This is a genomic window from Ruegeria sp. BJ3 (assembly GCF_056535665.1).
In genome coordinates, this window is sequence record NZ_JBQFIT010000001.1 from 1,724,698 (window position 1) to 1,738,022 (window position 13,325).

9 protein-coding genes are annotated in these 13,325 nt (G+C 60.9%); 4 read left to right on the forward strand and 5 right to left on the reverse strand.

The window, feature by feature from the left end; translation table 11 throughout:
* Window positions 1–10: 10 nt before the first annotated feature.
* The 5 genes from ccmE to ACR3EL_RS08710 all read right to left on the reverse strand — a co-directional run bounded on the left by ccmE (window position 11) and on the right by ACR3EL_RS08710 (window position 6,779).
* Window positions 11–457 carry a cytochrome c maturation protein CcmE gene (gene ccmE / locus ACR3EL_RS08690; RefSeq protein ID WP_170338751.1) on the reverse strand — a complete coding sequence of 149 codons (447 nt, stop codon included), beginning with the start codon at window positions 455–457 and terminating at the stop codon, window positions 11–13.
* Between the two features lie 7 nt (window positions 458–464).
* Complete coding sequence (gene argC, locus ACR3EL_RS08695) at window positions 465–1,493, reverse strand: N-acetyl-gamma-glutamyl-phosphate reductase (RefSeq protein WP_170338753.1); 1,029 nt, start codon at window positions 1,491–1,493, stop codon at window positions 465–467.
* A 93-nt stretch (window positions 1,494–1,586) separates the two neighbouring features.
* Window positions 1,587–2,396, reverse strand: coding sequence for a glutamate racemase (locus ACR3EL_RS08700; RefSeq protein ID WP_170338755.1), 810 nt, complete (start codon window positions 2,394–2,396; stop codon window positions 1,587–1,589).
* An 8-nt stretch (window positions 2,397–2,404) separates the two neighbouring features.
* Window positions 2,405–3,283: a lysophospholipid acyltransferase family protein gene (locus ACR3EL_RS08705; protein WP_093961968.1), complete on the reverse strand. Its 879-nt coding sequence runs from the start codon at window positions 3,281–3,283 to the stop codon at window positions 2,405–2,407.
* 76 nt (window positions 3,284–3,359) lie between these two features.
* Window positions 3,360–6,779: an indolepyruvate ferredoxin oxidoreductase family protein gene (locus tag ACR3EL_RS08710; RefSeq protein ID WP_480721204.1), complete on the reverse strand. Its 3,420-nt coding sequence runs from the start codon at window positions 6,777–6,779 to the stop codon at window positions 3,360–3,362.
* 169 nt (window positions 6,780–6,948) lie between these two features.
* Between ACR3EL_RS08710 and ACR3EL_RS08715 the strand changes: the two genes are divergently transcribed.
* The 4 genes from ACR3EL_RS08715 (at window position 6,949) to ACR3EL_RS08730 (ending at window position 13,111) form a co-directional block, all read left to right on the forward strand.
* On the forward strand, window positions 6,949–7,857 hold the full coding sequence (locus tag ACR3EL_RS08715; RefSeq protein ID WP_093961966.1) for a LysR family transcriptional regulator: 909 nt from the start codon (window positions 6,949–6,951) through the stop codon (window positions 7,855–7,857).
* Between the two features lie 269 nt (window positions 7,858–8,126).
* Window positions 8,127–10,379 (forward strand): mechanosensitive ion channel domain-containing protein, encoded by a 2,253-nt coding sequence (locus ACR3EL_RS08720; protein WP_480721207.1) that lies wholly within the window; start codon window positions 8,127–8,129, stop codon window positions 10,377–10,379.
* Window positions 10,380–10,575: 196 nt separating this feature from the next.
* Complete coding sequence (purL, locus tag ACR3EL_RS08725; RefSeq protein ID WP_480721209.1) at window positions 10,576–12,735, forward strand: phosphoribosylformylglycinamidine synthase subunit PurL; 2,160 nt, start codon at window positions 10,576–10,578, stop codon at window positions 12,733–12,735.
* A 139-nt stretch (window positions 12,736–12,874) separates the two neighbouring features.
* Window positions 12,875–13,111, forward strand: coding sequence for a BolA/IbaG family iron-sulfur metabolism protein (locus ACR3EL_RS08730; RefSeq protein ID WP_093961963.1), 237 nt, complete (start codon window positions 12,875–12,877; stop codon window positions 13,109–13,111).
* Window positions 13,112–13,325 lie beyond the last annotated feature (214 nt).

Here is a 13,325-nt window from a genome sequence, read left to right on the forward strand (position 1 = left end):
CTGTACTGCCTCAGCTGTCTGCCGGCTCTTCGTAGACGCCCTGCTCCTTCAAGGCATCTATGACCTCTTTCGGCATATAGGTCTCATCGTGTTTTGCCAGAATTTCAGTGGCTTGGAACACACCATCAACGTAGCTTCCGGTGCCGACCATCCCCTGACCCTCGGAGAACAGATCAGGCAAGACACCGGTGAAGGCCACCTTCACGCTCTCACCTCCGTCGGTGACGGTGAACCGTACGGTTTCACCCTGCCCGCGTACGATCGAGCCTTCTTCGACCAAGCCACCGATGCGAAACACCTCGTTCGGCGCCGGCGGTTCGGCGATCACCTGGCTGGGCGAGCGGAAATAGTTGATCCCGTCTCGCATGGCATAGCCGATCAGGCCCGTCGCCAGGGCCAAAGCCACAAAAGCCAACAGAATGATCTGTACACGACGACGTTTCTTCAGCGTCTTCATCTCGCCCTCATGGGAACAGTGGGGCCATCATAAGCCCCGTCGTTTCGGGTTCACCTAACATCAGGTTTGCGTTCTGCAAGGCCTGCCCACTGCTACCTTTTGTCAGGTTATCCAGCGCCGCTATCACGATGGCACGCCGTTCGATCCTGTCAGCAACGACGCCGATATGGCAGAAGTTCGACCCGCGTACATGGTGGGTCGAAGGCGTCTCGCCGAAAGGCAGCATGTGGATGAAGGGCTCGTCTGCATAGGCTGCACACAGCGTTTCATAAACGCTCTGCGGATCACCCTTCACATACGAGGTCGCCAGAATGCCTCGGTTCGCGGGGATCAGGTGCGGCGTAAACTGGATGTGAACCGCGCGGCCCGCCAGTTTCGAGAACTCCTGATCGAACTCGCCCAGATGCCTGTGGGTACCACCGACGGCATAGGCGTTGGTGCCCTCGCTCAGTTCGGCGTGCAGAAGGTTCTCCTTCAGCGCACGCCCCGCCCCGGAGACGGCGCATTTCAGGTCAAGAATGATGTCATCCAGGTCGATAACACCGGCCGCAATCAACGGCCGCAGCACATACTGCCCCGTGGCAGCATTGCACCCGGTGCCAGCCACCAACCGCGCAGCGCGGATGCCCTCACGGTAGAACTCGGTCAGGCCGTAGACGGCCTCATCCTGATGCGGGAGTGCGGCATGCGGATTGCCATACCATTTCTCGTATTCGTCGGGGTCGGCCAGCCGGAAATCCGCCGACAAATCAACGATTTTGAGGTCGGAGGGCAAATCCCGGATGACCTCCTGACTGGTCTTGTGCGGCAGCGCGCAAAAGCACAGATCGATCTGGCCAAAGTCGATCTGCTCGATCTTGCACAGACGCGGCAAATCCAGATGGCGCAGATGCGGAAACACCTCGGCCATGGTCTGCCCGGCCTTACGCTCGGCCGCCAGGGCAGTGATTTCCATGTTCGGGTGCTCGGCAATCAGCCGCACCAGTTCGGCACCGGTATAGCCCGAAGCGCCCAGGATTGCGATTTTGTGGGTCATGTCAGACCTCGTAGATTTATGTGACACGTCTGGCACCCGCCGACATGACAGGTACCGAATAAATTCATGACAGGGGCCGGTCCTTGACCTAAGTCAGGCGGCCTTGAAGGTGATCTGTCGTCGGAGAAATTGCGTTGCCCGGTCACTGACCTTCTGCGGATTGCCTGTTGTCAGGTAACCCGCCTCACCCCCGCCAAGCATATCCGGATGCCGCTGGAGATAATCCGCAAGGCTTTCGGCCACCAGGTCGCCCTGGCTGAAGACTTGGACGTCTGGGCCCAACGCCGCCTGAAAGGCTTCGGCCATCAAGGGGTAATGGGTGCAGCCCAAGATCGCAGCCTGCGGGTGCGGCATCTTGCGCTTCAACGCGTCCACATGGCTCCGCACAAGGGCTTCGGCCAGGATCATATCACCATCCTCGATAGCATCGACCACGCCGCCGCAGGCCTGTGCCTCAACATCCACGCCGATGGCGCGGAACGCCAGTTCACGCTGGAACGCGCGGCTGGCCACCGTCGCCGGCGTGGCAAACAGGGCCACATGCTTGACCGCCACTTCGCGCGGGGGGCTGTTGTCGCCCCACTGGCGCTCGGTCAGTGCTTCGATCAGCGGGACGAACACACCCAGCACGCGCTTGCCCTGGGGCACGCCCTCTTCCTGCATCCGCCGCAGCGCAGCAGCGCTGGCCGTGTTGCAGGCCAGAATCACCAGATCGCAGCCGCGCGACCACAGGTCCTGCACCGCGTTTCGGGTCAGGTTGTAGATATCCTCAGCGTCGCGCACGCCATACGGCGCGTGCGCGCTGTCCGCGTAATACAGGAAATCCACCTCCGGCAGACGTGTCTGCGCGGCGTTCAGGACGGTCAGCCCGCCCAATCCGGAATCAAAGATGCCTACTGCCATTTGCCCCTTCAGGCGCGATGCCGTTCCTCGAATTCATAGCCATAGTCATACGACTTCAGCGGCTTCGGAGACAGCTCATACGTGGCTTTGCGCAAGAAATCCATCATCTTGCGCGTATCGCCGGCCAATGGGTCCAGAACGTCGCGGCCGATGGGCTGCCCCACGACCACATCAACCGGGGTATCGACGCGCTTTTTGAACTCTTTGATCAGCAAACCCATGCGCAGCGTCACATGCAGATGGCTGGCGATCTGAAACAGCCGCGAGGTGTGACCATCAAAGAACAATGGCACCACGGTGGCGTTCGACTTGGCTACCATCCGCGCGGTGAAACCGCGCCAGCCCGGGTCCATCGGGTGCGCGAACGGCCGGGCCGCCGTGCTGACCGTGCCACCGGGAAAAATCCCGATTGCCCCACCCTGCCCCAGATAATCCAAGGCGGTTTTTCGGGTCTGCAGGTTCAGCCGCATCGCTTCTTTGGTCTGATCGAAGGAGATCGGCAGGATGATCCGGTTCAGATCCTCGGCCTTGTGGAACACATGATTGGCCAGAATCCGGAAATCTCCACGGGTCTGGGACAGCACATGCCCCATCATCAGCCCATCAAGAATTCCGTAGGGGTGGTTGGCGATCAGGATCAGCGGGCCGTCCTTGGGGATGTTTGACAGCGCCCCACCCACCACATTCAGGCTCAGCCCGTAACGTTCGACCATGACCGACCAGAAATCGCGGCCATTGGCGACCTCGCGCTCGTAGCCTTCGGCACGCCGGATCAAGCGCAGCCGACCGGTCGTGTTCTCCATAAGTTTGATAACCATGCGCCCACCCCGCGTCTCAGCAGAATGGGCGTAGGAAATGTCCCGAGCGACTTGGCGACGTGATTTCATCACGGGTCTCCGGCGTGGCCGTCATCGGACGGCGCGGACGGGAACACTACCGCGCCTCCATGACACCGATATGACGTTACTCGGCCGCGGCCCGCGTCTCGGTCCCTCCTTGCCGAATTACGGCCAGAAGTTCCTCGCGCCGCTTGGCGGCCTTGGCTTCGTTGGCGGCCAATACCGGACCGAAGCCGCGGATGTCCAGCGGCAACCGCGCCAGCGCGACAATCGCATCGCGGGTGTTGTCATCCAGCTTGGGCAGGACCTCTTTCATGTCCTTCTCGTATTGACGGATCAAGGCCCGCTCCATCCGGCGCTCGGCGGTATAGCCGAAGATGTCCAGCGGAGTGCCACGCAGCCCCTTCAGCTTGGCCAGAACCTTCATCGGCCCCAGCAGCCATTCGCCGAACTGCCGCTTGCGCGGACGCCCGTCCGGCCCTTTGCCCCCCAGGATCGGCGGAGCCAAGTGGAAGGTCATCTTGATGTCGCCGTCAAATTCGGCGGCGGCCTTGTCGCGGCTGTCCAATAACAAGCGGGCCACTTCGTATTCATCCTTGTAGGACAACAGCTTGTGATACCCGCGCGCGACGGCATCCCGGACCTTCGGGTCTTCGATCGACTCGACCAGCTTGAGATAGCGTTTTGACAATCGTTTACCCTGATAGGCCACCAGATGATCGGCACGGAAGGCGATGGCCTGCTCGGGCGTCTTGGGCAACTCGGTTACCGTGGGGGTCACGATGCGCGCCACTTCCTCGGGATGAAGAACCGCCCAGCGGCCGACCTCGAAGGCGCGCTTGTTGCGCTCGACCGCGGCGCCGTTCAGCTCGATCGCGGTCATGATCGCCTCGTGGCTGACCGGCAGCAGTCCCCGCTGCCATGCCGCCCCGAACACCATCATGTTGGAATAGATCGAATCGCCCATCACCGCGCGTGCCAGCTCGGTCGCGTCGAACAGGGCAAGACCGTCCTTCAGTCGCGCTTCCAGCGCCAATTCCAGCCGGTCGACCGGAATGTGGAATTCGGTGTTGCGGGTGAAATCGCCGGTTATGATCTCGTGGCTGTTGACCACCGCGCCGGTCTGACCAGTGCGCGTCAGGCCCAGCGTCTTGGCCCCGGCCGACACCACGAGGTCGCCGCCGATCAGCGCATGCGCTTCGCCGGTGGCCACGCGGATGGCGCTGATGTCTTCGGGCTTGTTGGCCAGGCGACAGTGGATATGCACCGCGCCCCCTTTTTGCGCCAGCCCGGCCATTTCCATCATGCCCGCGCCCTTGCCGTCGATCTGCGCGGCCTGCGCCAGAACCGCCCCGATCGTCACGACCCCGGTGCCGCCGACGCCCGTGATGACCACGTTGTGCGTGCCTTCGATCTGCGGCAGAACCGGCTGCGGCAGATGGGGGATATCGATCTCGGTGGTGGCTTCCTTGCGGATCTTGGCGCCTTCCAGCGTGACGAAGGACGGGCAGAACCCGTTGAGGCACGAGAAATCCTTGTTGCAGCTGGACTGGTCGATCGCCCGCTTGCGGCCCAGTTCGGTTTCCTTGGGCACGATCGAGACACAGTTCGATTGCACACCGCAATCGCCGCAGCCTTCGCAGATGTCCGAGTTGATGAAGACGCGCTTGTCCGGGTCCGGGAAGGTGCCGCGCTTGCGGCGGCGGCGCTTCTCGGCGGCACAGGTCTGGACGTAGACGATGACCGACACGCCTTCGATCTCGCGGAACTTGTTCTGAACCGCCATCAGCTCGGCCCGTTCGTGGGTTTCAACGTCGCCGGGCAGCGCCTTGAAGTTCACGTCTTCCTTCTCGTCATAGACGACGGCCACATGCTGGACGCCCATGGCCTTGACCTCGCGCACGATGCGCTCGGCGGTCAGATGGCCCTCGTTCTCCTGCCCGCCGGTCATGGCGACCGCGTCGTTGAACAGGATCTTGAAGGTGATGTTGGTTCCGGCCGCCAGCGCCGCCCGGATCGCCTGCACGCCCGAGTGGTTGTAGGTGCCGTCGCCCAGGTTCTGGAACACGTGTTTCGTGGTCGAGAACGGCGCCTCACCGATCCAGTTGGCGCCTTCGCCGCCCATCTGGGTAAAGCCGGTAGTCTCGCGATCCATCCACTGCACCATGTAGTGACAGCCGATCCCGGCATAGGCCCGGCTGCCCTCCGGCACTTTGGTCGAGCTATTGTGCGGACAGCCCGAGCAGAAATACGGCAGCCGCGTCGCGATCTCCTGCGCGTTGTCGTTGCGGCGCGCCTCTTGCAGGCTGGCCAGCCCTGCGCGGATTCCGTCGGTTTCGCGGCCTTCTTCGATGAAGATCCCGCCCAGCTTTTCGGCGATCATGATCGGATCAAGCGCGCCGCGGGTCGGGAACAGCTCTTCGCGGTGCAGCGTGCCTGCCCCGCCCTTGTACCAGCCGTACACGCGACGTCCGCGACGGTCGTCAAAGATCGCTTCTTTGACCTGCACTTCGATCAGCTTGCGCTTTTCTTCGACGATGATGATCAGGTCCAGCCCCTCGGCCCAATCATGGAACCCCTTCATGTCCAACGGGAAGGTCTGGCCGATCTTGTAGGTGGTGATCCCAAGCCGTTCGGCCTCGGCCTCGTCGATGTTCAGTAGCGATATGGCGTGGACCAGGTCCAGCCAGTTCTTGCCCGCCGCGGCAATGCCGATCTTGGCGCCCGGCTTGCCCCAGACCCGCCGGTCCATCCGGTTGGCGTGTGAAAACACTTCGGCTGCGAACCGCTTGTAGTCGATGATCCGCGCCTCTTGCAGGTGCGGCGTGTCGCCCAGCCGGATGTTCAGCCCGCCCTCGGGCATGTCGAATTCCGGCGTCACCAGTTGCATCCGGTCGGGCCGGCCATCCACGACCGAGGTCACCTCGATCGTGTCCTTCATCGTCTTGAGGCCAACCCAGACCCCGGCAAACCGGCTGAGCGCAAAGCCGTAGATTCCATAATCAAGGATTTCCTGCACCCCGGCCGGACTGACGACGGGCATGTACATGTCGACCATCGACCATTCCGACTGGTGCAGCACGGTCGAGCTTTCGCCGGTGTGGTCGTCGCCCATCGCCATCAGGACGCCACCATGCTTGGCGGTTCCGGCCATGTTGGCGTGACGCATCACATCGCCGGACCGGTCCACACCCGGCCCCTTGCCGTACCACAGGCCGTACACGCCGTCATACTTTCCATCGCCGCGCAGACCCGCCTGCTGGCTGCCCCACAGGGCTGTGGCGGCCAGGTCCTCGTTCAGACCGTATTGAAAGGTCACATCGCACTCGGCCAATTGCTTTTCGGCGCGCGACATTTGAAGATCGACCGCACCCAGCGGAGACCCCCGGTATCCGGTGACCAGACCGGCAGTGTTTAGACCGGCGGCGGTATCGCGTGCCTTCTGCATCATCATCAGACGAACAAGCGCCTGCGTACCATTCAAAAGCACCGGGCTTTTGGTCAGATCGAAACGGTCATTGAGCGAAATCTTTGGCTGACTCATCAGACGCCTCCCCACGTCGGAATAGTGTGCTGCATTTGACGTCATTTTAGGTCATAATTTCTGACCTGTATACAAAATTCCCCCTGTTCTGTAACGATTTCCCCGTTTGAATATGGAATTTGTTACCTCTTTCATATAGGGCTGCCAAAGGATAACGAAAGTTGCGACGATGAATTGGGACAAGCTCAGAATATTTCACGCGGTAGCTGACGCCGGCAGCCTGACGCATGCCGGAGACAAGCTGAATCTGTCCCAATCCGCCGTCAGCCGTCAGGTTCGCGCACTTGAGGAATCGTTGGGTGCCACACTGTTCCATCGCCACGCCCGCGGTCTGATTCTAACAGAACAGGGCGAGCTTCTGTTCGATGCAACAACGGCCATGTCCAAGCGTCTGGACGCTGCTGCGGCGCGAATCCGCGACAGCGAGGATGAGGTCTTTGGAGTCCTGCGGGTCACCACGACTTTTGGCTTCGGGACCCTGTGGCTGGCGCCGCGCCTGCCCAAGCTGTACGAGCAGTATCCGGACCTGAACATTGACCTGATGCTCGAAGAACGCGTGCTGGATCTTCCGATGCGGGAAGCAGATGTCGCGATCCGGATGAAAGAACCCAGTCAGGCCGATCTTGTCCGCAAGCGTCTGATGACCGTTCGAATGATGTTGTACGCGACCAAGACCTATTTGGATTCGCACGGTGGCGCGCCCCAGACGCTGGAGGACATTTCGAAACACCGCCTGATCTGTCAGACCCCCGCCGCACCCCAGGTTGGCGTTGGCGCGTCGATGGTCAGTCACCTTATGACCTACGAACCCAGCTCACTGCTGACGGTGAACAATTACTTTGGTGTTCTGCAGGGTGTCCTCAATGACCTCGGAATTGGCGTCCTGCCCGACTACGTGACCGAGGATTTCCCTGACCTGGTCCCGATCCTGTCCGACATCGAGACGGCGAATGTGCCGGTATATTTGGCCTATCCTGAAGAACTGAGGCACTCAAAACGGGTCGCAGCGTTCCGAGATTTTGTTCAGGATGAAATCATTGCGCATCGCAAGCAGCTGAAACATCTGGGAAAACTGTAGCTATGCACTCGCAGCATAGCGGACATGCCCTCAATGCGCCCAAAAAACCTTGATCGTTCACAGAGTGATCCCTAAATGAGCACTCGAAGGCGATGATGCTGAAACGCTCATCATCTTCATACCTCCCTGTTGGACTACGGCCGAGCTTAGTGCTCGGCCTTTTTTTTGGCCTGCACCCGCGCGTGCGGTGCCAAATCGTTTGGAATTATTTTGCCAACGGGCCTATGATCGCGAAAAACCATAATATTTCGTGTTCGAGGACAAAATTTATGACCAGCCTACTCCGCCTGTTTTTGATGGCGTTGGTATCCGTCACGTTCCTGGCCCGGCCAAGCATGGCCCAGAGCACCAGCGAACCCACTACCACCCATGTCACTATCCCCGAAGATCTGACCCCCGAACAGGTCGACGATCTGGTGGCGAGAATGTCTGACGATCAGGTCCGGGCCATTCTGCTGGAACGGCTTGATGCGGTCGCGGCGAAACAGGCCGAAACGCAGACATCCCGTAAGGGGCTGCTGCAAACGATCTCATCCTCGGCGGGCGACATGGCTGCGTCTTGGCTGGATGTGATCCGCAAGGTTCCGCTACTGGTTTCGGCTCAGGTCGAAGCCTTCAGCAATTTCGGAAACAAGTTTGGCGCAAGCGGTCTGGCAACCCTGTTCGGGTTCACCTTCCTGGCGCTTGCAATCGGGTATGCCGCAGAAACCGCGGTTGGCCTTTGGACACGCCGTTGGATCAAAGTCGTCGATGGGGATGCTTCGACCAACCTAAAAGGCGCGGTTGTCTTTTTGTTCAAGCGCTTCTGCGTCGAGTTTCTGGGCCTGCTTGTCTTTTATTACACGCTGGTTTTCGTCGGGCGTCGATTGCTGGACGAACAGCAAATTGCCCAGGCGGCACCGTTCGTATTCTTCCTGATCTGGTTCCCCCGCCTGGGAGCCGCGATTTCCCGTTTCATTCTGGCCCCGAAGCAGAGCAACTTGCGCCTGGTCAACGTGAATGACAAATGGGCAAAATACCTGCATCGGAACCTGATCGGCCTGTTCCTGCTGATCGGGTTCACCCTGTTCATCCTGGATTTCAATGCGATGAATGGCGTGATGCCGGGTGAATCGCGCCTTGGTTTCTGGCTGAACACCGCCATCCACATCTATGTCGGTGTCATTGCTTGGACGGCCCGCAACGGTCTGACCGACATGATGCGTGGTTCCGATCCGGATCGTACGCATTTCGACGAAGAAGTCGCCCGCTACTACCCGTATTTTGCGATCGCCGTGTCGGCGGGTACCTGGCTTTTGGTCGAGTTCCTCGCTGCTCAGCGTAATCCGGCCGTGTTTGCCCTTCTGGCCGAAGGCGCGCATTTCGTCACGATGTTCTGGCTGTTGATCGCACCGGCGCTCGACACGCTGATCCGAGGGCTGACCCGGCACCTGCTGCCGCCGATGATTGGCGATGGCCCGATCGCGGAACGTGCCTACAAATCGACCAAACGCAGCTACATCCGCATCGGACGCGTTCTGGCCGGCATTCTGGTCATTCTGATGATTGCGGATGCCTGGAACCTGGACCTGCAGGATATCGCGGGCGGGGACTCGGAAACCGGCAGCAAACTGGTTCAGTTCTTCATCATCATCGCAATCGGCTACATCCTGAACGAGGTGGTCTCGCTCTGGATCAACCGCCGGCTTGCCAAAGAGCAGACCGCTTCGGAGCAGAGCCCCGATGAGGAAGCCGGCGAAGGCGGCGGTGCAGGCGGCTCGCGCCTTGCCACGGTTCTGCCGTTGCTGCGCGTGACCGCGCAGGTGGCCATCGCGGTCATCTTTGCCCTACTGGCGCTGGGCGCTCTGGGCTTGGACATCACACCGCTTCTGGCTGGTGCCGGCATCCTGGGTCTGGCCATCGGCTTTGGTGCGCAGAAACTGGTCTCGGACATCGTGGGCGGGATTTTCTTCCTGATCGACGATGCTTTTCGCGTGGGCGAATACGTCGATGTCGGCGGCACCACAGGCACGGTGGAAAAGATCTCGATCCGCTCAATGCAACTGCGCCACCATCGCGGCCCGGTGCACACCATTCCCTATGGCGAGATCCAGAAGCTGACCAACTACAGCCGCGACTGGGTCATCATGAAGCTGAAATTCACCGTGCCCTTCGACACTGATCCGAACAAGGTCAAGAAGATCTTCAAGAAGATCGGCGCTGAGATGATGGAGGACCCGCTCCACAAGGATGGCTTCCTGCAGCCATTCAAATCGCAGGGCGTGTTCGACTTTGACGATGTCGGCATGATCATCCGCGGCAAGTTCATGGCCAAGCCCGGCAAGCAGTTCACCCTGCGCAAGGAGATCTTCAACCGGGTCAAGGCCGCGTTCAAGGAGAACGGGATCGACTTTGCCCGCCGCGAGGTACGCGTTGCCATCCCCGGATTGGAAGAGGCCGAAAACCTGAGCGAACAACAAAAAGCGGCGATCGGCGCGGCCGCGGCCGACGCCGTGAACAAGAAGGAAGAGCCGCCTCAATAACGGCGGCGGGACAGCGGCGCACGCGCTGCTGTCCCCATCAATGCGGTGGTGCGACCTGCATTTCCCGGTCGCAGGCCGCCGCATTCTGCCAGCAAATAGCCGGTTCCTGTTCGCTGCGCGCTCTTGACCCTTTCCCAAATCGCCCGGTTGCCCTAAAAGGCCCGCAATCCCGGCCACCTTGGAAACAGGACACACGATGCAAGAGCCCGCCATCACACCGGATCTGATTGCCGCACATGGGTTGAAACCCGAAGAATACGACATGATCCTCGAGATTATCGGGCGCGAGCCGACCTTTACCGAGCTGGGGATTTTCTCGGCCATGTGGAACGAGCACTGTTCTTACAAATCCTCGAAGAAATGGTTGCGCACCCTGCCCACCTCGGGCCCTCAGGTGATCTGCGGACCCGGTGAAAACGCCGGTGTGGTCGATATCGGCGACGGGCAGGCCGTGGTCTTCAAAATGGAAAGCCACAACCACCCGTCGTACATCGAACCCTATCAAGGGGCGGCAACCGGCGTGGGCGGCATCCTGCGCGACGTGTTCACCATGGGCGCGCGGCCCATCGCGGCAATGAACGCGCTGTCCTTCGGCGAACCCAACCACCCCAAGACCCGCCAGCTGGTCAATGGCGTGGTCGAAGGCATCGGAGGCTACGGAAACTGCTTCGGCGTACCGACCGTGGGCGGTGAAGTTCGGTTCCACCCGGCCTACAATGGCAACTGCCTCGTGAACGCCTTTGCCGCCGGGCTGGCCGATGCCGACAAGATCTTCTACTCGGCCGCGTCGGGCGTGGGCATGCCCGTTGTCTATCTGGGCGCCAAGACGGGCCGCGACGGCGTGGGCGGCGCCACCATGGCCTCGGCCGAATTCGACGACACCATCGAAGAAAAGCGCCCCACCGTGCAGGTCGGTGACCCCTTTACCGAAAAACGTCTGATGGAGGCGACGCTGGAACTGATGCAGACCGGCGCCGTGATCTCGATTCAGGACATGGGCGCGGCAGGGCTGACCTGCTCGGCCGTCGAGATGGGCGACAAGGGCGGGCTGGGTGTCCGGCTGGACCTGGAAAACGTGCCCCAGCGCGAAGAGAACATGACGGCCTATGAGATGATGCTGTCCGAGTCCCAGGAACGTATGCTGATGGTGCTGAAGCCCGAGCTTGAGGCCGAAGCCCGCGCCGTGTTCGAGAAATGGGATCTGGATTTCGCCATCGTCGGTGAGACCATCGCCGAAGACCGGTTCCTGATCATGCACAACGGCGAAATCAAGGCCGACCTGCCGCTGTCGAAACTGGCCTCGACGGCACCGGAATACGACCGCCCCTGGGTCCCCACCCCGGCGGCCGAAGATCTGGGCGAGGTACCGCAGATCGACCCGATCGACGGGCTGCGGGCGCTGATCTCGTCGCCCAACTATGCCAGCAAGCATTGGGTCTATGAGCAATACGACACGATGGTGATGGCTGACACGGCTCGTACGCCTGGCGTTGGTGCAGGCATGGTGCGCGTGCATGGCACCGACAAGGTGCTGGCCTTCACTTCGGACGTGACCCCGCGATACGTGCGCGCCAACCCCAAGGAAGGCGGCAAGCAGGCCGTGGCCGAAGCCTATCGCAACCTGACCGCCGTTGGGGCCAAACCGCTGGCCACCACTGACAACCTGAATTTCGGCAACCCCGAAAAGCCCGAGATCATGGGCCAGTTCGTCGGTGCCATCCAAGGCATCGGCGCCGCCGTGGCCGCGCTGGATATGCCGATCGTCTCGGGCAACGTGTCGCTGTACAACGAAACCGACGGTCAGGCGATCCTGCCCACACCGACCATCGGTGCGGTCGGCCTTTTGGAGCACGCCGACGAAATCATCGGCAGCGAAGTTCGCGAAGGGCATGTGGCGCTGGTGATCGGCGAAACCAAGGGGCATCTGGGCCAATCCGCCCTGCTGGCCGAGGTCTTCAACCGCGAAGACGGCGACGCCCCGCATGTGGATCTGGATGCGGAAAGGCGCAACGGCGACTTTATCCGGGCCAATCGCGAGATGATCAAGGCCTGTACTGACCTGAGCGATGGCGGCCTTGCACTGGCTGCCTTCGAACTGGCCGAAGCCGCGGGCGTGGGTGTGCATCTTGATGACGCCCCGACCGAGTTCCTGTTCGGTGAGGATCAGGGCCGTTACCTGGTGGCCTGCAACTTCGATCAGGCCGAAGCGCTGATGATTGCGGCGGGCCAGGCGGGCGTGCCGCTGGTTTCGGTCGGGCGCTTTACCGGAGAAACCGTGCGGATCGGAGCGTCCGAAACTCCTCTGAGTGAACTCTCAGCGATGTATCGCAGCAGTTTTGCCGAAGCTGTCGCCTGAGCACGACGACGCTGAACCATACTCGGATCCTGCGCTGTTCGATCAGCGCGGGATCTGACTTTTTCAAGGGCGCTGCGCACCCTTGCGCGGGCTTCGGCATCGCTCTACATCTTTGAAAAGACCTTCAGGAGTATCTTAAATGCCAATGAGCGCCCACGAAATCGAACATCTGCTGCGCGAAGCCTTTCCGAATGCGGAAATCCAGGTCGGCGGCACCGATGGCGTACACATGTCCGCCATGGTCGTGGACGAAAGCTTTCGCGGGAAGAACCGGGTCCAGCAGCAGCGCGCGGTCTATGCTGCACTGAAGGGCAAGATGGACGGCCCGGATGGCGAGTTGCACGCGCTGGCGTTGACCACGAAAGTACCCGAGTGATGAGGCTGGCGGCGGTCAGTGCCATGCTCACTCTGGTGATGGCACGCGCTGCCTTGTGCATTCCGATGGCATCCGACAATTCGGTCGCGTGATATGATCGGTTGGGTTGTCTGGATCGGAAAATGTGTCGGCGGGCTGGTAGTTGCCGCGGCTCTGCTTGAAGCCTATCTGAAACGGAACAGAACAAGATGATTGTCGGATATACGCCCCGACC